General features: G+C 68.5%; 28 protein-coding genes. 17 read left to right on the top strand and 11 right to left on the bottom strand.

Annotated elements, in window-relative coordinates:
* Positions 1-91: 91 nt before the first annotated feature.
* Positions 92-1,153, bottom strand: a complete 1,062-nt coding sequence (locus tag DEO45_RS12185) for a 2Fe-2S iron-sulfur cluster-binding protein (protein ID WP_114344047.1) — start codon at positions 1,151-1,153, stop codon at positions 92-94.
* A gap of 54 nt (positions 1,154-1,207) precedes the next feature.
* On the opposite strand from DEO45_RS12185, the gene DEO45_RS12190 reads away from it, so the two are divergent.
* The 6 genes from DEO45_RS12190 (at position 1,208) to DEO45_RS12215 (ending at position 6,248) form a co-directional block, all read left to right on the top strand.
* Complete coding sequence (locus tag DEO45_RS12190) at positions 1,208-1,648, top strand: hotdog fold thioesterase (RefSeq protein ID WP_114344050.1); 441 nt, start codon at positions 1,208-1,210, stop codon at positions 1,646-1,648.
* A gap of 88 nt (positions 1,649-1,736) precedes the next feature.
* Positions 1,737-2,684 carry a serine/threonine protein kinase gene (locus DEO45_RS12195; protein ID WP_114344052.1) on the top strand — a complete coding sequence of 316 codons (948 nt, stop codon included), beginning with the start codon at positions 1,737-1,739 and terminating at the stop codon, positions 2,682-2,684.
* 86 nt (positions 2,685-2,770) lie between these two features.
* Complete coding sequence (locus DEO45_RS12200; RefSeq protein ID WP_114344054.1) at positions 2,771-3,307, top strand: DUF1190 domain-containing protein; 537 nt, start codon at positions 2,771-2,773, stop codon at positions 3,305-3,307.
* Entirely contained in the window at positions 3,307-4,485 is a 1,179-nt protein-coding gene (locus DEO45_RS12205) for a glutathionylspermidine synthase family protein (protein ID WP_114344056.1), read from the top strand. Before DEO45_RS12200 ends, DEO45_RS12205 begins: the two co-directional genes overlap by 1 nt.
* A gap of 91 nt (positions 4,486-4,576) precedes the next feature.
* The gene (locus DEO45_RS12210) at positions 4,577-5,014 is read left to right on the top strand and encodes a hypothetical protein (RefSeq protein WP_114344058.1); all 438 of its coding nucleotides are present in this window, start codon (positions 4,577-4,579) and stop codon (positions 5,012-5,014) included.
* A gap of 61 nt (positions 5,015-5,075) precedes the next feature.
* Positions 5,076-6,248, top strand: a complete 1,173-nt coding sequence (locus DEO45_RS12215) for a class I SAM-dependent rRNA methyltransferase (RefSeq protein ID WP_114344060.1) — start codon at positions 5,076-5,078, stop codon at positions 6,246-6,248.
* Between the two features lie 129 nt (positions 6,249-6,377).
* Here the strand turns inward: DEO45_RS12215 and DEO45_RS12220 are convergent, their stop codons facing one another.
* The gene (locus DEO45_RS12220) at positions 6,378-7,571 is read right to left on the bottom strand and encodes an NAD(P)/FAD-dependent oxidoreductase (RefSeq protein WP_114344063.1); all 1,194 of its coding nucleotides are present in this window, start codon (positions 7,569-7,571) and stop codon (positions 6,378-6,380) included.
* Between the two features lie 123 nt (positions 7,572-7,694).
* Between DEO45_RS12220 and rmuC the strand changes: the two genes are divergently transcribed.
* The 3 genes from rmuC to DEO45_RS12235 all read left to right on the top strand — a co-directional run bounded on the left by rmuC (position 7,695) and on the right by DEO45_RS12235 (position 10,142).
* Positions 7,695-9,137 carry a DNA recombination protein RmuC gene (rmuC, locus tag DEO45_RS12225; protein ID WP_114344065.1) on the top strand — a complete coding sequence of 481 codons (1,443 nt, stop codon included), beginning with the start codon at positions 7,695-7,697 and terminating at the stop codon, positions 9,135-9,137.
* A 76-nt stretch (positions 9,138-9,213) separates the two neighbouring features.
* Positions 9,214-9,816, top strand: a complete 603-nt coding sequence (gene folE, locus DEO45_RS12230; RefSeq protein WP_114344067.1) for a GTP cyclohydrolase I FolE — start codon at positions 9,214-9,216, stop codon at positions 9,814-9,816.
* A complete protein-coding gene (locus DEO45_RS12235; RefSeq protein WP_114344069.1) occupies positions 9,816-10,142 on the top strand; it encodes a hypothetical protein in 327 nt (108 codons plus the stop codon). The genes folE and DEO45_RS12235 overlap by 1 nt, the downstream gene beginning before the upstream one ends.
* Positions 10,143-10,254: 112 nt before the next feature.
* On the opposite strand, the gene DEO45_RS12240 is transcribed toward DEO45_RS12235, so the two are convergent.
* From DEO45_RS12240 to DEO45_RS12265, 6 genes are read right to left on the bottom strand one after another with little or no spacing between them, the layout of a single operon-like run.
* Positions 10,255-11,451 (bottom strand): ABC transporter permease, encoded by a 1,197-nt coding sequence (locus tag DEO45_RS12240; RefSeq protein WP_114344071.1) that lies wholly within the window; start codon positions 11,449-11,451, stop codon positions 10,255-10,257.
* Positions 11,448-12,182, bottom strand: coding sequence for an ATP-binding cassette domain-containing protein (locus DEO45_RS12245; RefSeq protein ID WP_114344073.1), 735 nt, complete (start codon positions 12,180-12,182; stop codon positions 11,448-11,450). The genes DEO45_RS12240 and DEO45_RS12245 overlap by 4 nt, the downstream gene beginning before the upstream one ends.
* Complete coding sequence (locus DEO45_RS12250) at positions 12,179-13,750, bottom strand: alpha/beta hydrolase (RefSeq protein WP_114344076.1); 1,572 nt, start codon at positions 13,748-13,750, stop codon at positions 12,179-12,181. The genes DEO45_RS12245 and DEO45_RS12250 overlap by 4 nt, the downstream gene beginning before the upstream one ends.
* Positions 13,751-13,759: 9 nt before the next feature.
* Entirely contained in the window at positions 13,760-13,954 is a 195-nt protein-coding gene (locus DEO45_RS12255; protein ID WP_189339741.1) for a helix-turn-helix transcriptional regulator, read from the bottom strand.
* Entirely contained in the window at positions 13,947-14,342 is a 396-nt protein-coding gene (locus DEO45_RS12260; RefSeq protein ID WP_114344078.1) for a hypothetical protein, read from the bottom strand. The genes DEO45_RS12255 and DEO45_RS12260 overlap by 8 nt, the downstream gene beginning before the upstream one ends.
* Before the next feature lie 32 nt (positions 14,343-14,374).
* On the bottom strand, positions 14,375-14,995 hold the full coding sequence (locus DEO45_RS12265; RefSeq protein ID WP_114344080.1) for a hypothetical protein: 621 nt from the start codon (positions 14,993-14,995) through the stop codon (positions 14,375-14,377).
* 530 nt (positions 14,996-15,525) lie between these two features.
* On the opposite strand from DEO45_RS12265, the gene DEO45_RS12270 reads away from it, so the two are divergent.
* From DEO45_RS12270 to DEO45_RS12285, 4 genes are all read left to right on the top strand, one after another.
* On the top strand, positions 15,526-16,062 hold the full coding sequence (locus DEO45_RS12270; protein ID WP_189339742.1) for a fimbrial protein: 537 nt from the start codon (positions 15,526-15,528) through the stop codon (positions 16,060-16,062).
* Positions 16,063-16,152: 90 nt separating this feature from the next.
* The gene (locus tag DEO45_RS12275) at positions 16,153-16,896 is read left to right on the top strand and encodes a fimbrial biogenesis chaperone (protein ID WP_114344084.1); all 744 of its coding nucleotides are present in this window, start codon (positions 16,153-16,155) and stop codon (positions 16,894-16,896) included.
* Positions 16,893-19,667, top strand: coding sequence for a fimbria/pilus outer membrane usher protein (locus DEO45_RS12280; RefSeq protein WP_223250860.1), 2,775 nt, complete (start codon positions 16,893-16,895; stop codon positions 19,665-19,667). The genes DEO45_RS12275 and DEO45_RS12280 overlap by 4 nt, the downstream gene beginning before the upstream one ends.
* On the top strand, positions 19,660-20,637 hold the full coding sequence (locus DEO45_RS12285; protein WP_114344088.1) for a fimbrial protein: 978 nt from the start codon (positions 19,660-19,662) through the stop codon (positions 20,635-20,637). The genes DEO45_RS12280 and DEO45_RS12285 overlap by 8 nt, the downstream gene beginning before the upstream one ends.
* Before the next feature lie 9 nt (positions 20,638-20,646).
* Here the strand turns inward: DEO45_RS12285 and DEO45_RS12290 are convergent, their stop codons facing one another.
* Positions 20,647-20,997 carry a hypothetical protein gene (locus DEO45_RS12290; protein WP_114344090.1) on the bottom strand — a complete coding sequence of 117 codons (351 nt, stop codon included), beginning with the start codon at positions 20,995-20,997 and terminating at the stop codon, positions 20,647-20,649.
* 270 nt (positions 20,998-21,267) lie between these two features.
* Entirely contained in the window at positions 21,268-22,014 is a 747-nt protein-coding gene (locus tag DEO45_RS12295; protein WP_114344092.1) for a ferredoxin--NADP reductase, read from the bottom strand.
* Between the two features lie 93 nt (positions 22,015-22,107).
* On the opposite strand from DEO45_RS12295, the gene DEO45_RS12300 reads away from it, so the two are divergent.
* From DEO45_RS12300 to DEO45_RS12310, 3 genes are all read left to right on the top strand, one after another.
* A complete protein-coding gene (locus DEO45_RS12300; protein WP_114344094.1) occupies positions 22,108-23,073 on the top strand; it encodes an ABC transporter ATP-binding protein in 966 nt (321 codons plus the stop codon).
* On the top strand, positions 23,070-23,852 hold the full coding sequence (locus DEO45_RS12305) for an ABC transporter permease (protein WP_114344096.1): 783 nt from the start codon (positions 23,070-23,072) through the stop codon (positions 23,850-23,852). The genes DEO45_RS12300 and DEO45_RS12305 overlap by 4 nt, the downstream gene beginning before the upstream one ends.
* Before the next feature lie 168 nt (positions 23,853-24,020).
* The gene (locus tag DEO45_RS12310; protein ID WP_114344097.1) at positions 24,021-24,740 is read left to right on the top strand and encodes a pseudouridine synthase; all 720 of its coding nucleotides are present in this window, start codon (positions 24,021-24,023) and stop codon (positions 24,738-24,740) included.
* A gap of 106 nt (positions 24,741-24,846) precedes the next feature.
* Here the strand turns inward: DEO45_RS12310 and tsaD are convergent, their stop codons facing one another.
* Positions 24,847-25,896, bottom strand: a complete 1,050-nt coding sequence (gene tsaD / locus DEO45_RS12315; RefSeq protein WP_223250861.1) for a tRNA (adenosine(37)-N6)-threonylcarbamoyltransferase complex transferase subunit TsaD — start codon at positions 25,894-25,896, stop codon at positions 24,847-24,849.
* Positions 25,897-25,963: 67 nt separating this feature from the next.
* Here tsaD and rpsU point away from each other — a divergent pair, with 67 nt between their 5' ends.
* Complete coding sequence (gene rpsU / locus DEO45_RS12320) at positions 25,964-26,179, top strand: 30S ribosomal protein S21 (RefSeq protein ID WP_007081639.1); 216 nt, start codon at positions 25,964-25,966, stop codon at positions 26,177-26,179.
* Positions 26,180-26,248 lie beyond the last annotated feature (69 nt).

Here is a 26,248-nt window from a genome sequence, read left to right on the forward strand (position 1 = left end):
AAGATCAGGGCGGGCGCGGCCCCCCGCAGGTGCCCGGGCTCCCGGCAACGTATCGAAAAGCCGGCGGACAATGTCCGCCCTACCGGTCTAGCTAGCCATCGTGGATGCCGGCGCGCCCGGTGAGGATCTGCGCCAGCACGTCCGGCGCGTATTCGAACGAGTCGTAGTAGAGCCGTTCCTCCGGCAGGCCCGCGGCGAGGAACTGCGGGTGCGCGGCGTCGATCATCGCCGGCGGCCCGCTCATGTACAGGTCGTGGCCGGACAGATCCGGCTGGTCCTGCAGCACCGCTTCGTGCACCAGCCCCGTGCGCAGCCCGTCGGCCTGCGCCGGGTCGGAAACGACAGGGAAGAAATGCAGGTTCGGCAGCTCGCGCCCCCAGTATTCGGCCAGGTTGCGCAGGTACAGCTCGGCCGCGCCGCGCACGCCCCAGTACACCCGCATCGGCCGGCGCGTGCCCAGTGCGATGAAATGCTCCACGATCGCCTTGACCGGCGCAAAGCCGGTGCCACCGGCCATGAAGATCATCGGCCGCTCGGAATCCTCGCGCGGCACGAAGGTGCCCAGCGGCCCCTCGATGCGCAGCCGGTCGCCCAGCTGCAGCCGGTCGCTGACCCACGAGGTGAAGCCGCCGCCGGCGACGTGCCGCACGTGCAGTTCGATCATGCCGTCGTCGCGCGGGCCGTTGGCGACCGAGAACGGCCGGCGCCGGCCGTCATCGAGCAGCACGTCCACGTACTGTCCCGGCAGTCGCTTCAGCCGGCGCTCGCCGTGCGCCGGCAGCAGGCGCAGGCCGATGACCTCGCGCGCCAGCCGCCATTTCTCCGCCACCACCACGTCGAGCTGACGCCGCGCGATGTCCTCCACCGAGGTGACCTCGCGCGCCTCCAGCAGCAGGTCGCTGGCCGGTACCGCCTGGCACAGCAGCACCGCATGCTGCGCCAGCGCGCCCGCGTCCAGCGCCCGCGGCGGATTGCGCGGGTAGTCGCAGCGCCCCTCCAGCAGGATCGCCTTGCAGCTCCCGCAGACGCCGGCCCGGCACGAATAGGGCAACGCCACGCCGGCGCGCTGCGCCGCCTCCAGCACGGTTTCGCCGGGAGCCACCAAGAACCGGCGACCGGAAGATTTGAGAGTGACGGTAAGCACCAGCAGCATTGTCGCGGCGATCGCTGCGGACAACAATGCGGCCTTGCATCACGGGAATCAACGATGAGCCTCTGGAAACAGCCCGCCGACCTCGCCCGCCTCAACGGCTGGAGCGCCAATACCCTGATGGAGACGCTGGGCATCCGCATCACTGCGGTCGGCGACGACTGGCTGGCCGGCAGCATGCCGGTCGACCGGCGCACCCACCAGCCGTACGGCCTGCTGCACGGCGGCGCCTCGGTGGCGCTGGCCGAGACGCTGGGCAGCACCGCGGCGATGCTCACGCTGGATCCCGAGAAGGAACTGGCGGTGGGGCTGGACATCAACGCCAACCACGTGCGCGGCGTGCGCGAGGGCACCGTCACCGGTACCGCGAAGGCGCTGCACATCGGCCGCACCACCCAGGTGTGGGAGATCCGCATCGAGAACGAGGAAGGCGCGCTGGTATGCATCTCGCGCATCACCATGGCGGTGATCCCGGCGCGCGGCATGGGCGTGCGTTGACCGTGACGTTCCCGCGAGCACCCGCCCCTCACCTCAATCCTCTCCCCCGCGTGGGGAGAGGAGGCGATCGAAAGAGGCGCGGTACCCGATGACAGCCGGCACGCCGTACTCCACCCTTACCCCCGATCTGGTGCTCGATGCGGTGGGCACCTGCGGCCTGTGGCCGGACGGCCGGCTGCTGGCGCTGAACAGCTACGAGAACCGGGTGTGGCAGGTGGGACTGGAAGACTCCGCCCCGGTGATCGCGAAGTTCTACCGGCCCGGCCGCTGGAGCGACGCGGCGATCATCGAGGAACATGCGTTCACGCAGGAACTGGCCGAGGCCGAGCTGCCGGTGGTGGCGCCGCTCGCCTTCGGCGGTCACACCCTGCTGCACCACGGCGGCTTCCGCTACGCGCTGACCCCGCGCCGCGGCGGCCGCGCGCCGGAACTGGAGGCGATCGACCAGCTGCAGTGGCTGGGCCGGCTGATCGCGCGCCTGCACCTGATCGGCGCCCGTGCGCCGTTCGCGCATCGCGGCCAGCTCGATCGCGACACGATGGTGCAGCAGCCGATGCACGCGGTGCTCGCCTCGTCGCTGCTGCCCACGGCGCTGCACGCGAACTACCACGCCGCGGCGACACGGCTGGATGCCGCGATCGCCACACGCCTTGAGGCGGTCGGCCCGGCACGCCAGCTGCGCCTGCACGGCGACTGCCACCCGGGCAACGTGCTGTGGACCGACGCCGGCCCGCACTTCGTCGACTTCGACGATGCCCGCACCGGCCCTGCCGTACAGGACCTGTGGATGCTCGCCAGCAGCGAGCGCGCGATGGACGCCGTGCTCGAGGGCTATCGGCAGTTCCGCCCGTTCGACCACGCCGAGCTGGCGCTGGTCCCGGCGCTGCGCGCGATGCGCCAGCTGCACTATGCCGGCTGGATCGCCGCGCGCTGGCACGACCCGGCGTTCCCCGCCGCGTTCCCGTTCGCCGCCGAATCGCGCTGGTGGGAACAGCACGTCGCCGACCTGCACGAGCTGGCCGACGCGCTGGCATGAAGGCGCGCCGCGGCATGCGGCCGCAAGAACTTCCTTCCGCACACGCAAGCAGGCATGCTTGGCCGGATACCCTGCCGAGCGTGCCCATGAAACGATCCCGCACCGCCGCCCTGCTGCTGATGAGCACGGCTCCGTTGTTGCTGACCGCCTGCGACCGCAGCGAAAGCGCCTCGCGCGAAGGCCTGTACACCTCGGTCGCGGCCTGCGTGGCGCAGACCAACGACAGCGCCACCTGCCAGCAGGCGTTCGCCAAGGCGCAGCAGGACGCGACGGCCACCGCGCCGCGCTTCGCCAACCGCGAGGCGTGCGAGGCCAGCTACGGCAAGGAGCAGTGCGCCGAACGCAGCGACGGCGGCAATCATTCGTTCTTCGGCCCGCTGATGACCGGCTTCTTCCTGTCGCAGATGATGCGCAACGGCATGGCCGCGAGCGGCTTCAACAGCGCGCCCGCGTTCCGCGACAGCAACGGCGGCTGGCAGCGCCCGGCCGCCGGTGCCGGCGGCGTCTACAGCGGCGGCGCCGGCACCGCGATGGTGCCGGTCAACGCCACGCCGAACCGTGCGGTCACGGTCAGCCGTTCCGGCTTCGGCACGTCCGGCAGCAGCCGCGGCATCGGCGGCTGATGCGCCGCATCGCCACGGCCGAGCGCCCCGACTGGCGCGCCAAGGCCGCCGCCTGCGGCTTCGGCTTCCACACCATCGACGACGCTCCATACTGGGACGAGTCGGCGTACTACGCGTTCACCTTGCGCGAGATCGAGCAGGACATCGAGGCGCCCACGGAAGAACTGCACGCGATGGCGCTGGACATGATCGAGCGCATCATGGGCAGCGAACAGCAGTTGCGCCAGCTGGCGATCCCCGAACCTTACTGGGACTGGATCGCCGAAAGCTGGCGCAAGCGCGACCCGCACCTCTACGGCCGCCTGGATTTCGCCTACGACGGCACCGGCCCGGCCAGGCTCTATGAGCTGAACTACGACACGCCGACCTCGCTGTTCGAAGCCGCGTTCTTCCAGTGGCAATGGCTGGAGGACCAGCTCGCGCGCGGCGTGCTGCCCGCCGGCAGCGACCAGTTCAACTCGATCTACGAATCCCTGGTGGAAGCGTTCGGCACGATCGCGCGCGGAATCGCGCGGCCGTTCCACTTCGCCGCCGTGCGCGACTCGGTGGAGGACCAGGGCACGGTCGCCTACCTGCGCGACTGCGCGCTGCAGGCCGGCATCGACTGCGGCGCGCTGGCGATCGAGGACATCGGCATCTCCGCCGACGGCCGCTTCACCGACCTCGACGACAACGTGATCGGCTGCCTGTTCAAGCTGTATCCGCTGGAGGACCTGTTCCGCGAATCGTTCGGTGCGTACCTGCCGCGCGCCGGCCTGCAGCTGATCGAGCCGCCGTGGAAGGCGCTGCTCAGCAACAAGGGCATCCTGCCGCTGCTGTGGGAGGCGCATCGCGGCCATCCGAACCTGCTGGCCGCCGAATTCGACGGCGGCGGCGCGCTGCCGCGCGGCTGGGTGCGCAAGCCGCTGCATTCGCGCGAGGGCGCCAATATCGCGATGCACCTGGACGACGGCCGCGAGCTGCGCACCGGCGGCCCCTACGACGGTCCGTGCGTCCGCCAGGCCTGCCATCCGCTGCCCGGCTTCGATGGCCAGCATCCGCTGGTCGGCAGCTGGGTGGTCGGCGACCGCGCCTGCGGCATCGGCATCCGCGAGGACCGCTCGCTGGTCACCCAGGACAGCGCCCGCTTCGTGCCGCACGCGATCGTCGAGGAAGCGCGCGGCGTGCTGATGGCCTGAGCCACATCGCCCTCTGCGGAAAATCGCGACGCCGCACAAATCACTCCGGCCCCGCTCGGCTAAGCTTGCGTCTTTTGGAACGGGACCACGCGTGCGCAACTTTCTCTTTCGCCTGATCGGCATCCTCGAAGTCGCCGGCGGCTTCTATGGCGCGGCGCTGATGCTGCGCCGCCTGCTGCCGCTGGGTTCGACCCACGACAGCATCCTCGCGCTGATCGGCCTGCTCCTGTACGGCTTCGTGCTGGTCGCCGGCGTGCTGCTGCTGGAAGGCAGCGAAGGCGGCGTGCGGCTGTCGCGCTGGGCGCAGCTGCTGCAGTTGCCGCTGATCGCCACCCCGGTATTCAGTTATGCGCTGCATTGCGGCGCCTTCGTCAACGTGTTCGTCACCCTGCAGGCCACACCGCGGCTGGGTATCGACTGGCACTTCGGCAGCCAGGGCTTCGTGCTGGCGATGGCCGGGCCGGCGGTGTCGAGGCTGGGCCTCAATCTGCTGGCGTTGCTGTCGTGGCTGGTGCTGCGGCTGCGCTGACGCCGTGATCCCTTCCCCTGCCAAGCAGGGAGAGGCGCAGAGCACCAGCTATCATGCGTGGATGAATACGTCCGCTGCGCTTCCCGTCATCCGCCTGAAATCCGATCGCAGCCCCGGCCATCCGTGGGTGTGGTCGGCGCAGATCTACAAGCCGGAGCAGAAGTTGCCGCCGGGCAGCGTGGTCGAGGTGCACGACGCGAAGGATCGCTTCGTCGGCCGCGCGTTCTGGAACGGTCACGCGCGCATCGCGCTGCGCCTGCTCGACACGCATCCGGATGCGGTGATCGACTCCGACTGGATCGCCGCGCACATCGCCCGCGCCGTGCAGCTGCGCCGTGACTGGCTGCAGCTCGACCAGGTCAGCGATGCCTGGCGCGTAGTGCACAGCGAGGGCGACGGACTCTCCGGGCTGATCGTCGACCGCTACGCCGACGTTCTGGTGATCGAATATTTCGCCGCCGGCATGTGGAAGTTCCGCGAGGCGATCCACGCCGCGCTGCTGGCGCACTTCCCCGGCGCGCAGCTGTACTGGTTCGCCGAATCGCACGTGCAGAAGCAGGAATCGTTCGACTGCCGCAGCCCCGACGTGCCCGCCGCGTTCGAGGTGCGCGAGCACGGCCTGCGCTTCCACGCCGCGCCCGGCTCCGGCCACAAGACCGGTTTCTTCGCCGACCAGCGCGACAACCGCAAGCGCTTCGCGGAGCTGGCGAAAGGCCGCCGCGTGCTCGATCTGTGCTGCAACGCCGGTGGCTTCGCGGTGCACGCGATGGCGGCCGGCGCGCGTGAAGCGGTCGGCGTGGATCTGGATGCGGGCATTCTGGAAGTCGCCCGCGCCAACGCCGCCGCGAACAACGTCGCGGTGGCGTTCGAGCAATCCGACATCTTCGACTGGGTGCGCGCCGCGGTGGCGCGCGGCGAGCGCTACGACGCGGTGATCCTCGACCCGGCCAAGCTCACCCGCGACCGCAGCAAGGTGATGGACGCGCTGAAGAAGTACTTCGCGATGAACCGCATGACGCTGGACATCATCCCGCCCGGCGGCCTGCTGCTGACCTGCTCGTGCACCGGCCTGGTCGGCGAAGGCGAGTTCCTGGAGATGCTGCGCCGGGTGGCGCTCAACGCCGGCCGCGAAATCCAGGTGCTGGAAGTGCGCGGCGCCGGCGCAGACCATCCGTTCCGCACCGACGTGCCGGAAGGGCGGTACCTGAAGGCAGTGTTCTGCCGGGTGGAGTGAGCCCTCCGGAGTTCCGTAGGGCGGGCACCGCCCGCCGCCCCACCTCACATCCACAAGGACCAAAGCCGGCGGGCAGCCCGCCCTACGAGGCTGCCGGATGGATCAGGGTCGCCTTTCGGTAGAGGTTGTTTACGCGTTGCGCGGCAGTCGCCCGCGCAGCGAGGCGGCGTCGAACGGCCCGGGTTGCGCGATCAGCTCGCGCGCAGCGTCCACCTGGCCCCAGGTGTTCCACAACAGCACGCCGCGCACGCGGCCGCCGTCGAGGTAGTACACCACGCCCTCGCGGTTCGGCTCGCGCCAGTCCTCGACCACCTGCAGCCGCGTGTCGAGCAGGCCGACCGCCTCGTAGCCGAGGTCGAACAGGTCCGAATAGAAGAACGGCAGCACGGTGTATTCCCCGGCCACGCCGGCCATTGCGCGGCCGGCATGCCGGCCCATGCTGACCGCCGCGTCCTCGTGCTCCACGCGCAGGCGCCGGCCCAGCGCCGGGTTGTGGAAGTTGGCCACGTCGCCGGCGGCCCAGATGTCCGCGTCACTGCTGCGCAGCTGGGCATCGACCACGATGCCGTCGTCGACGGCGACTCCGGCCTGCTCGGCCAGCGCGGTGTTCGGCGTCACGCCGAGACCGGCCACCGCCGCCTCCACGCGCAGCAGGCTGCCGTCGGACAACACCAGTTCCACGCCGCCGTCGGTGGGGTTGCTGCCTTGCACGCGCACGCCGGCGCGCACGTCAGCGCCGCGACTGCGGTAATAGTCGTCGAGATAATGCGCCAGGCCCTCGGGGTAGCGCCCCGCGCCGATCGTCCCGCCGGGAAACAGCAGGGTCACCTTGCAGCCAAGGCTGCACAATGATGCCGCCAGCTCGCAGCCGATGAAGCCGCCGCCGATCACCGCGATGAAGGCACCGGGCTGAGCGTAACGGCGCAAGGCCTGGTAATCGTCCAGCGTGCGGAAATGGATGATCCGCTCGCCGCCCTCGAACGGCAGCCGCCGCGGGGTGGCGCCGGTGGCCAGCAGCAGGCGGCGGTAGCGGTAGCTGTCGCCGCGGTCGTCGTGCGCGGTGCGCGCCACGCGGTCCAGCGACTCGACATGCCGGCCCGTATGCAGCGTCGCGCCGCTTCGCGCGGTGGCAAGGTCGATGTCGGCCACCGACTTGTCGCCCTTCCACAGCGCCTTGGACAGCGGCGGCCGCTGGTACGGCGGCTGCGCCTCGGCACCGACGATGCCGACGTTCGCCGCGGCATCGATCTCGCGGATCGCCTTGGCGGCCGCGTCGGCGGCCATGCCGCCGCCGATGATCAGGTAATCGTGAACATGTTCCATATCTGTCTCCCGGGCCGACGGATCGGCCCATGATGCACCGCTGCGGCAGCAGCGACGTGAAATAGGCGCAGCCGATGAGACCACTCGACGTACACTGGATGCATCGACCCGGGAAAACGTTCCATGCCGCTCAACGAAGTCCTGCTGATTGCCCTCGTCATCCTCGCCGCGCTGGTGCTGCTGTTGCAGATCGCGGTGCTGCTGCGCGGACGCGGCGACCCCGGCCTGGGCGCGAAACTCGATGCCCTGAAGGACGACAGCGCACGCGTCGAACGCACCCTGCGCGAGGAACAGCGCGCCGGGCGCGAGGAGCTGCAACAGGGTTTCGACCGTTTCCGTAGACACGTCGGCGAGCAGCTCGGCGGCATGTCGCAGCAGCAGGCCGAGAGGATCGACGGCTTCGGCCAGCGCCTCGCCGCCCTCACCGACGGTACCAGCCAGGGCCTGCAGACGCTGGCGCAGCAACTCGCCGAGGACGCGCGCAAGAGCCGCGCGGAAACCACGCTCGCGCTCAACCATTTCGGCGAGCAGCAGCAGCAGCGCTTCAGCGCGCTCGGCGCTGAACACGAGAAGCGCATGGGCGAGGTGCGCGCCACGCTGGAGGCCAAGCTCGGCGCGATCCAGCAGGACAACGCAGCCAAGCTCGAGCAGATGCGCGCCACCGTCGACGAGAAGCTGCACGCCACGCTCGAAACCCGCCTCGGCGAGTCCTTCAAGCTGGTGTCCGAACGGCTCGAAGCGGTGCAGCGCGGGCTGGGCGAGATGCAGACCCTGGCCACCGGCGTCGGCGACCTGAAGCGCGTGCTCGGCAACGTGAAGACACGCGGCGTACTGGGCGAAACCCAGCTCGGCGCCCTGCTCGAACAGCTGCTCACGTCCGACCAGTACGCCGCCAACGTGGCCGTGGTGCCCAACGCCGACGCGCGGGTGGAATACGCCATCCACATGCCGAACGGTGTCGACGGCGCCCCATTGTGGCTACCGATCGACGCCAAGTTCCCGCTCGAGGATTACCAGCGTCTGCAGGAGGCCCAGGAAAACGCCAGCGCCGTCGCCGCCGCGGACGCCGCCAACGCGCTGGAGCGACGCGTGCGTGAGGAAGCCAAACGCATACGCAGCAAGTACGTGGTGCCGCCGCACACGGTGGATTTCGCCATCCTGTTCCTGCCCACCGAGGGCCTGTTCGCCGAAGTGCTGCGGCGGCCGGGCCTGTTCGAGTCGCTGCAGCGCGACCATCACATCACGGTCGCCGGGCCGACCACGCTGGCGGCGATCCTGACCAGCCTCAAGGCCGGCTTCCGCACGCTGGCGATCGAAAAGCGCAGCAGCGAGGTATGGCAACTGCTGGGCGCGGTCAAGACCGAATTCGGCAAGTTCGGCGCGGTGCTGGACAAGGTCAAGAAGAATCTCGACCAGGCCAGCAACCAGATCGACGCGACCGGCGTGCGTACCCGCGCCATCGAACGCAGACTGCGCGGCGTGGAAACCGCCCCGGGCGAAGTCACCCGACAATTGCTGGACGACGTGCCCGCACCGGACGACAGCGACGACGACGCCGAGACGTGACTTCCCCGCCACGCCCGGACCTGCGCCGGCTTGACGCGGACGTTAAACTGCCCCATCCGTCCACCCGAGATTCCCCATGAGCGAGCAGCGCAACCCTTACGATGTCAGCCAGGAGCAGGCCGAGGAGGCAGTGCGCACGCTGCTGCGCTGGGCCGGCGAGGATCCTTCGCGCGAGGGTCTGCTGGACACCCCGAAGCGGGTGGTGAAGGCGTACCGCGACTGGTTCTCCGGCTACGAATCCGACCCGGGCGACTACCTGCGCCGCACCTTCAAGGAGGTGAACGGCTACGACGAGATGGTGGTGCTGCGCGACATCGAGTTCGAGAGCCACTGCGAGCACCACATGGCGCCGATCATCGGGCGCGCCCATGTCGGCTACCTGCCGACCAACCGGGTGGTGGGCATCAGCAAGCTGGCGCGCGTGGTCGAAGGCTTCGCGCGCCGTTTCCAGGTGCAGGAAAAGCTCACCGCGCAGATCGCGCAGTGCATCCAGGAGACCCTGCAGCCGGCCGGTGTGGCGGTGGTGGTCGACGCCAGCCACGAGTGCATGACCACTCGCGGCGTGCACAAGCGCGGCGTGTCGATGGTGACCAGCCAGATGCTCGGCACCTTCCGCGACGATGCGCGCACCCGCGCCGAATTTCTGCAGTTCATCGGCATCCACGGCGGCCACCGCTGATGCGGCGCGCCGCCATCGCCGCGGCGCTCCTGCTGCCGCTGGCCGCGCTCGCGCAGGACTCGCGCGCGGACTACCTCAGGCTGTTCGACGCCAACGGTGACGGCAAGGTGAGCGAAGCCGAATACGTGGCCTACATGAGCCGGGGCTTCGAGCGCATGGACACCAACCACGACGGCGTACTGGAAAGCGGCGAACTGCCCGGTAGCCGCGGCAAACCGATCACGCTGAAGGAATACCAGGACAACCTTCGCCGCCAGTTCCACAAGCTCGACCGCCACCACCACGGCTACCTCGACGCCCGTGAACTGACCGCGCCGCCGCGCTGAACCTCAGAGCCGTCTCCCTTCCCGCAAGCAGGGAAGGAGCAGGGGCAGGCCGGCCTTCGCTCATGCCATCGGCACTACCTCCCCTGCCTGGAGGGGAGGAGCCATGCATGGCTCAGGCCGAGATCGCCAGCTTCTCCGAACGGTACAGCTGCGCGGTCACCAGCACCGCGAGCAGTGCCGCCGCCGTGCTGCCAGCCAGGCACAGGCCGAGCTGTTCGCCGCTGACACCGTCGCCGCGCAGCAGCTGCATGATGCCGAGGTTCTGGCCCAGCAGCGGCACCGCATACATCCACGCCTGCGCCTTGATCGGCATGAACGACAGCAACAGGCTGGGGATGATCGGCACCAGCATCAGCAGCGAGATGTAGGTCTGCGCCTCGCGATAGCTCTTGGCGAACGCCGCCACCATCGACTGCAGCGCGGCCAGCAGGACCACCAGCGGCAGCATCAGCAGCAGCACGCAAGTGGCGAAGCGCAGGCCGAGGTCCAGCTCCATGCCGATCTTGCCGGCGGGGATGAACTGCCCCACCACCGCGAACGCCAGCAGGGTGATCAGCAGGCTGGCGGTGGAGAACGCGCAGATCGCCGCCAGCTTGCCGCACAGGATCTTCCAGCGCGGCACCGGGTTGGCGAACAGCGGTTCCAGCGACTGCCGTTCGCGCTCGCCGGCGGTGAGGTCGATCGCCAGGTACATGCCGCCCATGAAGATGGTGATCACGAAGAAGTACGGCAGCATCGCAAACATCAGCACCGCGCGCGACTGTGGCGTGGCCTGGTCGCGCCGGGCCACCTGCAGCGGCCACGCCGTGCCCGGCGAGAGGCCGCGCGCGACCAGCCGCATCGCGCCCTGCTGGCGGGCATAGCCTTCGACCAGTTTGGTCACCCGCTCCACCGAGGTATTGGCGTCGCGCTGCGAGGAGTCGTAGAACAGCTCCACCTGCACCGGCTCGCCCTCGCGCCAGGCCTTGCCGTAACCGGGCGCGATGCGCAGCACCACGTCGGCGTCCTGCTTGCGCACCGCCTGGGCGGGGTCGGCCACCGGCGCGCCCGGCACCACGCCGCCGGCCTTCAATGCAGAGACCAGGTTCGGCGCGTGTTCGGCGCCGATCACCGGTACCGGCAGCGGTTTCTCGGCCTTGTCCAGTTCGCGGGTGAGGGCGTAGTTGATCATCATCACGAACAGCAGCGGCCCCAGCAGCGGGCCGGTGAGAAAGGCGCTGACGAGGGTCCGGCGGTCGCGCAGGTTCTCCTTCACCTCTTTCAGGAACACGGTGAGGAAGGCGCGGGTTTTCGGGGTTGCCTTGTTCATGCCGCCAGTCCCTCTTCGCTGCCGATGATCTTCACGAAGGCGTCTTCCAGGTTGGATTCGCCGGTCTGCGCACGCAGCGCGTCCGGTGATTCGTCGGCCACCACGCGGCCGTGCGCGATCACCACGATGCGGTCGCACAGCGCGGCGACCTCCTGCATGATGTGGCTGGAGAACAGCACGCAGCGGCCCTCGTCCTTCAGCTGCCGCATGAACCGGCGCAGCGCGCGGGTGGCCATCACGTCGAGGCCATTGGTCGGCTCGTCGAGGATCACGTTGCGCGGGTCGTGCACCAGCGCGCGGGCGATCGCGGTCTTCACCCGCTGGCCCTGCGAGAAACCCTCGGTGCGGCGGTCGGCGATGTCCTCCATCTCCAGCGCCTTGACCAGCGCCTCGCGCCGGCTCGCCAGCAGGTCCTCCGGCAGGCCGTGCAGGCGCCCGAAATAATCGATGTTCTCGCGCGCGCTGAGCCGCTTGTACAGGCCGCGCGCATCCGGCAGCACACCGAGCTGGCGGCGCACACCGAGCGGATCGACCGCCCCGTCGATACCGTCGACCAGCACCTGGCCGCGATCCGGCGCCATCAGCGTGTACAGCATGCGCAGCGTGGTGGTCTTGCCGGCGCCATTGGGGCCGAGCAGGCCGGTGATCTCGCCGTCGCGGGCGCTGAAGCCGACGCCGTCGACGGCTTTCACCGCACCGAACGCCTTGTGCAGATCCCTTACCTCGATCATGGGGTGGCTCCATTGAAGTCGATGAAGATCGGCGTGGCTTGCAGCCTCTCCAGGCAACTCGCATCCAGCGCCCTCGGGTCGGGCTTCTCGACGAAGTGCTGGATCAGCTGCGGCGTACAGCCCGCCGCCATCACGTTGTGCGCCTGCCCCTTGAGCACCAGCACGCGCGCGTTCGGCAGTCCCTTCGCAACCTCTTCCGCGTAACGCGGCGGAGTGACCGGGTCGTACTGGCCGGCCAGCAGCAGCACCGGCTTGTCCGTCTTCAGCGGCTGGTGGAAATCTGCCGGGCGCGCGCCTTTCGGCCACGCCGAGCAGACCGCCTTCAGCGCGTCGACCATGCGCGTGCCGAGGATGGTCTGCGCATCCCCGGGGCGCGCCGTGAGCAGGTCGGCGTCCTCGCTGCAGATCACCGCGTACTGCATGCCGCTGCCCATCAGGTCGGACAGCTCGCCGGACAGCAGCTTGGCCTGGCCCAGCAACGGGCCGACGTCGCCATGGGCAGCAGCGTCGATCGACAGCGGCAGCAGCGCGGCGGTGGCCGGCGTGTAGGCGAACATGCGCACCACGCTGGCCAGCGAGTCCTCGTCCAGCATCCGCTTCACCGTCTGGTAGCTCTGCGGATCGCGGAAGCTCACCTCGTGCGGGTTCGCGCGCAGCGCGTCGCGCAGCTGATACAGGGTCTGGTCCGGGTCGCCGAACTGCTTCCTGCAGGCCGGCTCGGCGGTGCAGCGGGCGAACTGCGCCCTCAGTGCCTCGTCCAGGTTGCGCGCGAAATCCTCGCCCAGCGCCAGCGTGTTGGGCACCGCGCTGTCCAGCACCACGCTGCGCACGGCATCCGGGAAGCGCTGCACGTATTGCTGCGCCAGCCGCGTGCCATACGAAACGCCGAGCAGGTCGAGCGGCGGCGCACCTAGCGCCTTGCGCACGTCCTCCAGGTCCTGCGCCGCGATCGTGGTGGTGTAGTAGCGCGGGTCGGCATGGCCGGCCAGCTGGTGCAGGCACTCGGCGGCGGCCGCGCGCAACTTGCCGGCGTCGAGCGTGCCGTCGTCGCCGGGCGCGGCGCGCTCGTCGGCGTGCTTGCAGCTGAGTGCATTCGAACCGCCGGTGCCACGCTGGTCCACCAGCAGCACATGGCGATGCGCCAGCAGCGGCTGCAGCACCGACGCCACCGCGCCGGCCGAGTCGGTGGCGGCCTGGCCGGGACCGCCGGCGAGGAACGCCAGCATGTCCGGGCTGGCCACCTGTGCACGCGAACGCAGCACCGCCAGCTTCAGCCTGATCGTGCGGCCGTGCGGGTCGGCGCGGTTCTCCGGCACCGGGAAGTCGGTGCACCACGCCGCCGTGCTCAGCCCGCTGTTCGGCTGGGCCAGTTCGCATGCGGTGAGCGTCAGCGAACCGAGTTTCCAGACTGCCGGCGCAGCCTTGGCGACGGGAGCCGCCAGGCTCTCCGACGACGCTGCCGCCGGAGGCCGGTCGTAGTCCTGCCCGCGATGATGGGAAACGCGATGACCCGCGAAGATCGCCACCGCGATGGCGACAAAGACGCCCATGCGTGCTCTGGGTTTCATGCTCACGTGTTACTCCCCGGGTGCAAAAATGGATTCGATGGGCTGGCCGAACAATTGCGCGATTCTGAAGGCCAGCGGCAGGCTGGGGTCGTACTTGCCGGTCTCGATCGCATTGACGGTCTGCCGGGACACGTCCAGCCGCGTAGCCAGGTCGGCCTGCGACCAGCCCCGTTCGCCGCGCAGTTCGCGCACGTGGTTATGCATGGTTTCGATGGCGCCGGGAAACCAACAGCTTGGCGATGCCGAAGCTGGCGAACAGGCACGGCAACACCCGCATCACCACCGCTCCGCCGCGCAGCTGCCAACCCACGTCCGCCAGTTGCAACAGGCCGAAGCTGAAAAAGCCGAAACCGGTGACCATCGGGGCGATCGCGAACGATTCCAGATCGATGCGCCGCTCCGGCTCGTCCTGATCGCGCAGCACCCGCACCGCCGCACAGATCGCCAGCAGCACCGGCAGCAGCGTCAGCACGATCCGCACCGGCAGGCTTCCGGTTACCGGCGCCAGGAAACCGGACATCACGATCAGCACCGCGCAACCGGCAATCGCCGGAACGAACTCGCGCAGGTAGCGCTTACGGACGGCGCGCATGGCGGTTCCCGGTGGTTGCGGCGAAACCGGGCTCAGGCGTCATGGGACGGTCCACTGGCGGAACGACGGCGCCGCCAATGAATGATGCCCTGCACCAGCACGACAAGCACGACCGCCGCCGCCATGCCCATGAACAGTCCGGCATCGAAGGCGTCCCGGCGGCGGAAGGCGAACCACCCCACCACGGCGATCAACCCGGCAGCCAGCAGCATGCGCCAGCGCAGCGGCATGTCGGCGTCGTCACCGGTGCAGGCCGCTTCGTTGCCGTAGTGGCGCACCACCCACCATTGCGCCGCCTGATAGCCGAGCAACATCACCGGAAATACCCAGATCAGGATCGAGCCATCCAGTTGCACGACGCCCGCCGCCGCGAGGAAACCGCCGACCAAGCTGGCCACGCCCACGATGGCCGTGGACACACCCAGCGCGATGAGGTGCGTGCGCTGCTCCAGCTCGTCGCCGTGGCGTACCCGCTGCACCATCTGCCAGATCACATAGAGCACCGGCAACGTCGGCAGCAGCGCCAGCACGATCCGCAGCGGCTGACTGACCGTGCTGCGCACCAACGGCCATGCCAGCAAGAGCACGACGACATACAACACCATCGCCAGGGCCACCCTGCGCTGATAACGCCTTTCCGCAAAACGCGACATGCCGCTGTCCTCACCGTGTGTTCCGAATGGCCGCCGGCCCATGCACGCGTGGCGATCCCCACGCCGCCCGTCATGTCAAGCAAGCTTGACAGGCGAAGGATAAGAAACCTTTCTCGTGCATGTCAAGGACGCTTTACAAAAACTCCTCCAATCCGGTGGCAAGCGGCTCTGGAATGTGAAAGCGGCATGATGACGACGTACGAAATAAGTGACATAGTTCGCACTTTAAGGTGTCGATTTTTGTCAGGGAAGACTGACAAATTATGCGAAACCCTTGCCGCGCCTCAAATTCTGCCCTCTCACGGCCGGCCCTGTGTCTTGAGTAACCGTTTACATAAAAATTCTGGCATGTTGCTTGCTTAAAGCTGGACCAGCCGCGACCGAGGCCGTGGCAGACATCGATGTCCGGGGGGACTTCTGAAACTCAACACACGCCGGACGGATCCGTCGCCTGTCGACCCCGAACCATGGCGCATCCCCACCGCAACGCAAACCGTCACCCATCCGCACTCACGAGGAACCACCGAAAAATGAACAAGAGCCTGCTTTCCACCGCCCTGGTCGCCGTCATCGCCGCCACCGCCTTTGCTCCGACTGCCCAGGCGGCCAGCAGCGGCACCATCAGTTTCACCGGCAAGGTGCTCGCCGATACTTGCGTCATCAAGATCAACAACAGCGCGAGCAACGTGGTCGCCCTGCCGACCGTCATGGCGGCGACATTCGGTTCGGCAGCCGGCAACGTGGCCGGCGCCACCAATTTCACCGTCGACCTGAGCAACTGCGACACGAACACCGCGAGCGCCAACATGGCTTTCACCGCCGGCACCAGCATCGACAGCACCACCGGCAACCTGAAGAACGCCACTGCCGGCGGCTCGAATGTGCAGATCCAGCTGTTGAACGGCACCGCCGCGATCAATACGTCGACCCAGGCCAACGCCCCGGTCATCCCCATCAGCGGCGGCGTGGGTTCCGCCTCGCTCACGGCGCAGTACATCTCGACCGCCACGGCAACCACGGCGGGCCTGGTCACCTCGTCGGTCGGCTTCACGCTGACCTATATGTAAGCGGGAATCGGCGCGCTGCAGCCAGGGAGCCTGGCTGCAGCGATCCTACTGCCGATCGCCGCGGCGCCCTGACCCGCAACGGATACCCTGATGAAAAGCCTGCTCTGCGCCATCGGTGCAGCCTTGATCGCGCTTGGCGCCACCATCGGACCCGCCAGCGCGAGCGTCGTGATTGCCGGCACCCGCGTGGTGTTCCCGGCCGCCAACGGCGAGGTCACCGTGCGCCTGAGCAACGCCGGTAACCAGCCGGCCCTGGTCGAGGCGTGGATCGACAGCGGCAACCCCGACTCCACTCCCGACAGCGCCAAGGTGCCCTTCCTGATCACGCCGCCGCTGGCGCGCATGAACGCGGGCAAGGGCCAGAGCCTGCGCATCGTCTATACCGGCCAGCCCCTGCCCGCCGACCGTGAGTCGCTGTTCTGGCTGAACGTGCTGGAGATTCCACCCAAGCCCACGGCGAAACCAGGCGAGGAACAAAACACGCTGCAGTTCGCCGTGCGCTCGCGGCTCAAATTCTTTTTCCGCCCGGCCAACCTGGCCGGCGATCCCTCCACCGCAGCTCGCGACGTCACCTGGCACGTGGTCGTGGACGGCGGTGGCTACGCGCTGGAGGCCCGCAACCCCACGCCGTACCACATCACCTTCAGCAAGCTGTCGCTGAGCGTCGACGGCGTAGCGTATGCGCCGGACAGCGGCATGGTGGCGCCACTGTCGTCGCTGCGCCTGCCGGTCAAGCGGCTCGTCCATGCGCCGGCCGCGGGCAGCACGGTCGACTACACCGTCATCAACGACTTCGGTGCCGCCGCGTCCTACCAGGGCACGATCGCGCCGTGAGCCGGTTGCGCGCCAGCGCCTCGACCACGGCTTCGCGCGGGCCCCTGGCTCGCCGTCAGCTGCTGTCGGCCTTGATCGGCCTGGCGCTGTGCGGCGGGGGCCGCCATGCCGTGGCCGCGCCGGCGGCCGCCGGCCCGAATGCGGACGCCAGCGCGCCGGCGGTGGACGCCGTGGATGCCAGCTTTGACCGCAGCATGCTTTCCGGTGCGGGGCAGAACACCACCGACTTGTCCCGCTTCGAGCGCGGCGACTTCGTGCCAGCCGGCACGTACAGCGTCGACATCTATCTCAACGACCGTCCCGTCGGCCGGAGCAACGTGCGCTTTGCGGCGACATCGGCCGATGCCGCCGCTACGCCCTGCGTCACCATGGCCCTGCTCGACAGGCTGGGCCTGCACCCGACCGACCTGTCAGCCCGGACCACCGCCGATCTGGCCGACGAAAAGGTCTGCGTCGACATGGCCCGCGTAATTCCCGGCGCCAGCATGGCGTTCGAGATGTCCGACCTGCGCCTGGACACCAGCGTGCCCCAGGCCTCCCTGGGGCTGATGGCACGTGGCTACGTCGACCCGAAATACTGGGACTCCGGGGTCAACGCCGGCCTGCTCAACTACAACTTCAACAGCTATCGCACCAGCAGCCACGGCCTGTCGCAGACCTCGTCGTATCTCGGCCTGAACGCCGGCCTGAACCTCGGCCGCTGGCACCTGCGCCACACTTCCTCGCTGAGCTGGCAATCCGGCACCGGCGGCGTGGGTTCCGGCCACCACTGGCAGAACATCGCCACCTACGCGCAACGCGATCTTCCGGGAATGCGCGCGCAGCTGACGCTGGGCGATGCCTGGACCAGCGGTGAGATCTTCGACAGCATCGGCCTGCGCGGGGTGCAGGTGGCCACGGACGACCGCATGCTGCCGCAGTCGCAGCGCGGCTACGCGCCCACCGTGCGCGGCATCGCCGACAGCAATGCCAAGGTGACCGTGCACCAGAACGGCATGGTGATCTACCAGACCACGGTGGCACCGGGCCCGTTCGTCATCGACGACCTCTACGCCACCGGCTACGGCGGCGACATCGAGGTCAGCGTGACCGAGGCCAGCGGCCGCGTGCACACCTTCTCGGTACCGTACGCGTCGGTGCCGCAGCTGTTGCGCCCGGGCGTCACCCGCTTCAGCGTGGCCGCCGGCCAGCTGCGCGACGCTTCGATCGAGCACAAGCCGAACGTGGCGCAGGCGACCGTGCAGCGCGGCTTCTCCAACCTGCTGACCGGCTATGCCGGCGCGGCTGGCTCGCAAGGATACGTGGCGCTGCTGCTGGGCGGTGCGCTGAACACGCGCTATGGCGCGTTCGCCGCGGACGTCACCAGCGCACGCACGCGCATCCCGGGCCTGGAAGCGATGTCCGGCCAGAGCGTGCGCCTGAGCTACAGCAAGATCCTGGCGCAGACCGGCACCTCGCTGACCGTGGCGGCCTACCGCTACTCGACCAGCGGTTTCCTCTCCCTCGGCGATGCCGTGCGGGCGCGCGACTATGCCCGTCGCGGTCTGCCGGTATTCGCCAGCGGCCCGGCCCGGCCGCTGACGATCAACGGCGTGCCGGTCTCCAACCTGCTCACGCCGGCACAGCAGGCCGCGCTGGCGGGCGTCGACTACCGCGACTTCCTGACGCCGAACGGCGTCGATCGCCAGCGCAACAACTTCAGCCTCACACTCAGCCAACGGCTTGGCAGCAGCGGCTCGCTCTACGTCAACGGCTCGGCCCGCGACTACTGGAACCGCGGTGGCACCGACACCCAGTTCCAGGTCGGCTACAACAACGCGATCGGCCGGGTCAGCTACAACCTCTCGGCCGCCCGCGAACGCGACCTGTTCGGGCGCAGCGACAACCGCTACATGGTCAATCTCACGATTCCGCTGGGCGACGATTCGCATACCCCCATCTTCACCGGCAGCCTCGTCCGCGATGGCAACGGCGGCATGCAGCAGCAGGCCACGCTCAACGGCAACGCCGGGGTCGACAACCGCTTCTACTACGGCGCCACCGCGACGCACGACAGCAGCAACGCCGCCGGCAGCACCGGCAGCATCAACGCGGGCTACCGCGGTGCCCATGCGCAGCTCAACGCCGGCTTCGGCGTGGGCAGCGGCTACTCGCAGGCATCGCTGAACGTGACGGGTGGCATCGTCGCGTATCCGGGTGGTGTCACCTTCGGCCAGCCGCTGGGCGACACCGTGGCCATCGTGCAGGCGCCCGGCGCCGGCGGCGCACGCGTCGGCAACGCGGCCGGCGTGCGCATCGACGACGCCGGCTACGCGCTGGTGCCCTATGTCACCCCGTACGTCCTCAACACGATCGACATCGATCCCACCGGCCTGTCGCTGGACGTGCAGCTGGACAACACCAGTGCCCAGGTGGCACCGCGCGCCGGCGCCGTGGTGATGGTGAAGTTCAAGAGCGAGAGCGGGCGCTTCGTGCTTATCCAGACCCACCTAGCTGACGGCAAGACCCTGCCGTTCGGCGCGGAAGTGCTGGACGAGCAGGGCCAGGTGGTCGGCGCCGTGGGGCAGGCCGGGCGGATCATGGCGCGCGTAACGCGGCAGACGGGGCACCTGGGCGTGCAGTGGGAGGATGCGGCGGGCAGCGCGCACCACTGCGCGTTCGCCTACCGGGCGCCCTCCACCGCGGCCGGCACCGACCGCTACGCCACGCAGGACGCCAGCTGCCATGAACCCGGCGCCACGCCAGCCTCCGAGGTGAGCCACCATGAATAGACCACTGCGGCCGCCTGTCCTGCGCTCGATCCTCACTCGCGGCGCCGCCGTGCTCGCGGCCGTGGCGCTGCTGGCACTGGCGCCCGGATGGGCGCATGCCTCCGGCTGCACGGGCACCGCGTCGGCTACCTACACGGTGTCCGTGCCGTCGACCATCGTCAACGACCCCAATATCGCCGTGGGCACCGTGCTCTACACCTCGGCTCCCACCCCGATCAGCACTCCGGTCACCTACTACTGCAACGGCCAAGGCAACGGCTGGGGACTGGTGGCGCCTTCCGGAGCCCTCCTGCCGGCCAGCACGAACCTGTTCCCCACCAACATCAGCGGCGTGGGCTACCGGGTATTGGAGAAAGGCGTCTATATCACCGCGTACCCTTACGCCCAGAGTCGGGACAACCAGAGCTCGTACACCGAGTCCGACTCGGTCACGATCGAGCTGGTGAAAACCGGCCCCATCGCCAACGGCAGTTCCCTGCAGGGCCCGCTGGCCGCCCTCAAGGCAGGCGCCACCAATTTTGTTATCTACGCAACGATCAACCTGGCCGGCTCCCTGACCTTCACGGCCCCCGCCTGCCAGGTCAGCACCAGCAACATCACCGTGAACCTGCCCGCGGTCACCAGTCAGGCCTTCAGCGGCGTGGGTTCGGTCGCCGGCACCACTCCGTTCCAGATCGGGCTGACCTGCTCCAGCGGCGCGATCGTCCGCATCACCCTGGACACGGCCACGCCGGTCGCCGGCAAGCCTGGCGTAATCGCGCCATCGAGCGGCGGCACCAGTGGTGTTGGCGTGCAGGTGCTGGATTCGTCGGGAACAACCCCCGTGCAATTCGGCGTCGCCCAGACCATCGGTGCCACACCGAACGGCGCACTCTCGGTGAGCTACTTCGCCCGTTACTACCAGACGGGAAGTGCGGTGAGTGCAGGCCTGCTTGGCGCCACGGCGACCTTCACGCTTTCGTACCAGTAGGTTCCACACTCAGTCGTAGGTGCGCGTGACGAGCCTGGCCATGACCTTGCCGCCAGGGGCCACCGGGGCATAGCTGGCGAAATAGTCGAGCAGGCGGTCGTGCCGACGGTTGGCCGTGGCCAGGTCGACCACTTCGTGGGTAAAGGTGGGGCCGGCGTCGGCGCCGGCGCGACGGCCGCAGCCCGAGCGTTGCCCGGCCGGGTCGGTGGCGGCGGAGGACATCGCCGGGGCAAGCTGCTCGGTGGAGCAGGTGGGCTCCACCACGGCACCGGCAAAGTTGATGCGCCCACTTTGCGCCCACGCTCCCGACATCGCCAGCGCGACGAGCGAACCAACCAACCAACGATGCTGATTGCGCATGTGCCATCCCTCGCAGCGCGCGGAATCACGCGCGCCTGAAGGTGTTTTCGGCGCCGCCCGCGCAGGCTTTATGGCGCACGGTGACTGCAGCCCCAGAAATGCGAACCACGTCACGCTTTTTGACGCCACCGGTTTCCTGGGGAGGCAGTCTGGCGAATGGGTGGTGAACGGCGCGGCTGCGCTCGTGGGAGACTTATCGACGCGGCGCTAACAAACCTGAGGACGTTCGCGGCCATGCCCCCGGCTCCGGGAACGCGCCGCAACCCCCGCTCAGCGGGACGAAATGTACTTCTCGCGGCGGATCTGCGGCACGGGCAGGCCGAACTCCTTCAGCGCGTTGAACGCGGCATCGACCATGTTGGGGTTGCCGCACAGGTAGGCGATGTCTCGCTCGGCATGCGGCCCGAGTTCGGCCAGCACGTGCTGCACGTGGCCGCTGCGGTCGGTGGGGCGGGGCACTGCGCGCGCCTCGCGGCTGAGGCAGCCATGGAAGGTGAAGCCGGGGTGGGTGCGGGCGAACGCCTCGAACTCCTCGCCGTAGAGCAATTCGGCTTCGCTGCGCGCGCCGTACAGCAGCACCACTTCGCGGCGGCCCTCCGCCAGCAGCTTCTCGATCTGCGGCAGCATCGCGCGGTACGGGGTGACGCCGGTGCCGGTGGCGAGCAGCAGGTAGCGCGGGTGGCTGTCGGTTTCCTGCAGGCAGAAGCGGCCGTAGGGGCCGCTGGCGTCGATCACGCCGCCAACCGGCAGTTCGCCGAGCAGCTTCGTCGCCGCACCGCCGTCGACGTAGCTCACCGCGATCTCGATGCGTTGCACCGGCGAGCTGCCGTCGCCGACGGTGGCCACCGAGTAGCTGCGCTTGGTCGCCGTGCCGTCGTCGTAGTGGAAATGCACCTGCAGGAACTGGCCGGGCTGGAACACCAGCGGCTGGCCGTCGACACGCTCGAACACGAGATGGCGCACCGTGGGCGCAAGCATGCGGCTGTCGACGAGACGGAGCTGGAAGTGGTCGGCCATGGAGGGTTTCCGGAAACGGTGAGTGCCGTCCGGCAGGGCCGGACGACGGGACGTAGCCCGCTATAATAAGGGCTAACCCCCTCGGTGCAGCCCATGTCCCCGCAGTCCCAAGATACGGCCCCGGCGCTCGTCGTCGACAACCTGCGCAAAACCTACGGCAACGGCGTCGAGGCCCTGAAGGGCATCAGCCTCACCGTTCAGCCCGGCGACTTCTTCGCCCTGCTCGGCCCGAACGGCGCCGGCAAATCCACCCTGATCGGCATCCTGTCTTCGCTGGTCAACTCCACCTCCGGCGACGCGCGGGTGTTCGGCATCTCGGTGAACCGGCAGCGCAGTGAGGCGATGAAGCTGATCGGGCTGGTGCCGCAGGAACTGAACTTCAACCAGTTCGAGAAGCCGTTCGACATCTGCGTGAACGAGGCGGGCTTCTACGGCATCCCGCGGAAGATCGCCGCCGAGCGCGCGGAGAGGTACCTGAAGGAGCTGCGCCTGTGGGACAAGGCGCAGATGCAGGCGCGCACGCTGTCCGGCGGCATGAAGCGCCGGCTGATGATCGCCCGCGCGATGATGAACGAGCCGAAGCTGCTGATCCTCGACGAGCCCACCGCGGGCGTCGACATCGAGATCCGCCGCTCCATGTGGCAGTTCGTCAGCGGCATCAACGCGGCCGGCACCACGGTGATCCTCACCACGCACTACCTGGAGGAAGCCGAGTCGCTGTGCCGCAACATCGCGATCATCGACCACGGCAGCATCATCGAGAACACCAGCATGAAACGCCTGCTGGCCACGCTGGACGTGGAGACCTTCGTGCTCGACGTGGCTGCCATTCCGGCCGGCCTGCCGAGCATCCCCAACGTCACCTTGCGCCGCCGCGACGAACACACGCTGGAGGCCGAGATGGCCCGCTCGCACGACCTCAATTCGCTGTTCGCGACGCTGTCCGCACACGGCATCACGGTGACCTCGATGCGCAACAAGACCAACCGGCTGGAGGAACTGTTCGTGCGGCTGGTGGAAAACGGCCGGCAGGAACCCGGCCGGGAGCGCGCCGCATGAGCAGCAACGCCGCCGCCAACCTGGTCGCCCTCAACACCATCGTGCGCCGCGAGATTGTGCGCATCATGCGCATCTGGACGCAGACGCTGATCCCGCCGGCGATCACCATGACGCTGTACTTCGTGATCTTCGGCAAGCTGATCGGCAGCCGCATCGGCACCATCCAGGGCGGCTTCACCTACATGCAGTACATCGTGCCGGGCCTGGTGATGATGAGCATCATCACCAACAGCTACGGCAACATCTCCAGCTCGTTCTTCGGCGCCAAGTTCAGCCGCGCGGTGGAGGAGATGCTGGTGTCGCCGATGCCGAACTGGGTGATCCTCGCCGGCTACGTCGCCGGCGCGGTGGTGCGCGGCCTGGTGGTCGGCGTGCTGGTGCTGGTCATCGCGCTGTTCTTCACCGACCTGCACGTAATGCACCCGCTGATCACGTTCGCCTCGGTGCTGCTGGGCGCCACCATCTTCTCGCTGGCCGGCTTCGTCAACGCGGTGTACGCGAAGAAGTTCGACGACATCGCGCTGGTGCCCACCTTCATCCTCACCCCGCTGACCTACCTGGGCGGCGTGTTCTATTCGATCAACATGCTGGGCGAGCCGTGGCAGGCGATCTCGCGCGCCAATCCGATCCTGTACATGGTCAACGCGTTCCGCTACGGCGTGCTCGGCATCAGCGACGTGCACGTGGGCTGGGCCTTCGTGGTGATGCTCGGCTTCGTGGCGGCGCTGTCGATCGTGGCGCTGCAGCTGCTCAAACGCGGCGTGGGGCTCAGGTCGTAGAGCGAGAAGTGAGCGTGGAGGAGTGAGAAACGAGAGATGGCGCCACCTCTGCCCGCTTTCGCCTCTTGCTCCGCTTTCCCTGTCCTGCACCCTGTGCATCTGCATGAACTCGCAGGATCTCCTTAGCTCTCACTCGTTTCTCACTCCTCCACACTCACTCCTGCCCTTATGCGCGTCAACAAATACATCAGCGAAGCCGGCCTGTGCTCGCGCCGCGAGGCGGACGAGCTGCTGGTCGCCGGGCGCGTCACCATCAATGGCGAAGCGGTCTCGACCGGGGCCAAGGCGCTGGAAGGCGACGAGGTGCGGGTGGACGGCGAAATCGTCAAGGCGCGCCACCTGGCCACCACGCCGGCCGCGAAGAAAGCCATCTATATCGCGCTGAACAAGCCGGTCGGCATCACCTGCACCACCGACCAGAGCGTGTCCGGCAACATCGTGGATTTCGTCGACCATCCGCAGCGGATCTTCCCGATCGGGCGGCTGGACAAGGATTCCGAAGGGCTGATCCTGCTCACCAGCAACGGCGACATCGTCAACGAGATCCTGCGCGCGGAAAATCACCACGAGAAGGAATACCTGGTCGGCGTGAACAAGGCGGTGACCGACGAGTTCCTGGCCGGCATGGCGAAAGGCGTGCGCATCCACGGCCAGATGACCCGGCCCTGCCGCACCCGCCGCATCGCGAAATTCGGTTTCTCGATCGTGCTGACCCAGGGCCTGAACCGGCAGATCCGGCTGATGGCTGCCGCGTTCGGCTATCGCGTCACGCAGCTGCGCCGCGTGCGTATCGACAACGTGAAGCTGGGCCACCTCAAGCCCGGCCAGTGGCGCAACCTCACCGAAGCGGAGCTGAAAGAGCTGCTGCCGAGCCGCACGCAATGGTGATCCCGTCGCCCCACGAAGGCCGGATGTAGGGCGGGCACGGCCCGCGGGCTCTCGCAGTTCCGGGGGAAAAACGGCGGGCGGTGCCCGCCCTGCGAACGCCTCGCGGTCAGGCTGCCGGCAAAGTCTGCAGATCCCAGCGCGGGCGCACCTGTACGGTTTCGTCCTGCTGCTGGCCGCCAGCCAGGCGGATCGCGCCGGCCAGCGCGATCATCGCGCCGTTGTCGGTGCAGAAGTCCAGCCGCGGGAAATACACCCGGAAACCATCCTTTTCGCCGGCTTTGGCCAGCTCGCTGCGCAGGTGGCGGTTCGCCCCCACGCCGCCGGCGATCACCAGCCGCTGCGTGCCGCTGGCGGTGAGCGCACGGCGGCACTTGATGACCAGCGTATCGACGATCGCCTCCTCGAACGCGCGGGCGATGTCGGCGCGAGTCTGGTCGGACTGATCGGACTGCTGCCAGGCCAGCAGCACCTGGGTCTTCAGGCCGGAGAAGCTGAAATCCAGCCCCGGCCGGTCGGTCATCGGGCGGGAGAAGCGGAACGCACCGGCCGTGCCCTGCCCGGCCAGCTTCGCCAGCGCCGGACCGCCGGGGTAGGGCAGGCCCATCAGCTTGGCGGTCTTGTCGAACGCCTCGCCGGCGGCGTCGTCCAGGGTATCGCCCAGGATCGTGTAGCGGCCGATTGCCTCAACCTCGACCAGCATCGAATGGCCGCCGGAGACCAGCAGGGCCACGAATGGCGGCTGCGGTGGATCGGCCTCCAGCAGCGGCGCCAGCAGATGCCCCTCCATGTGGTGCACCCCGATCGCCGGAACCCCCAGCGCCCAGGCCAGCGCGCGCCCCGCCGAGGCACCCACCAGCAGGGCGCCGACCAGCCCGGGACCGGCGGTATAGGCCACCCCGCCCAGGTCGCGCACGGTCAGCCCGGCCTGGGCCAGCGCCTCGCGGATCAGCGGCAGCAGCTTGCGCACGTGGTCGCGGCTGGCCAGCTCCGGCACCACCCCGCCGTAGTCGGCGTGCAGCTTGATCTGGCTGTACAGGGTGTGGGCCAGCAGTCCGCGGCCCGGCGCGTCCGGCTCCCAACGCAGCAGGGCCACGCCCGTCTCGTCGCAGGAGGTCTCGATGCCCAGCACGGGCTTTGAAAATTCGCCAGTTTCCACGGTATACTTCGCGGCTCGCCCTGTTCAACAGTCCCGTCACCGGGCCAGATTACCACTCGGAGTTTCCATGCCCAACGTAAAAGTTCGCGAGAACGAGCCGTTCGAGATCGCACTGCGTCGTTTCAAGCGTACCTGCGAAAAGGCCGGCGTGCTGGCTGAAACGCGCAAGCGCGAGTTCTACGAAAAGCCGACCCAGGAGCGCAAGCGCAAGCGTGCCGCCGCGGTGAAGCGTCACCTGCGCCGCCTGTCGCGCGACGTCTCGCGCAAGGTCCGCCTGTACTGAGTTTCCGCTCGCCGCCAAGCGGCGGGCCCGCCAGCGTCTTCACGCTGCGCATGCAGGAAACACGGTCGG

The sequence above is a fragment of the Rhodanobacter denitrificans genome (assembly GCF_003335105.1).
Classification (GTDB): Bacteria; Pseudomonadota; Gammaproteobacteria; order Xanthomonadales; family Rhodanobacteraceae; genus Rhodanobacter; species Rhodanobacter denitrificans_A.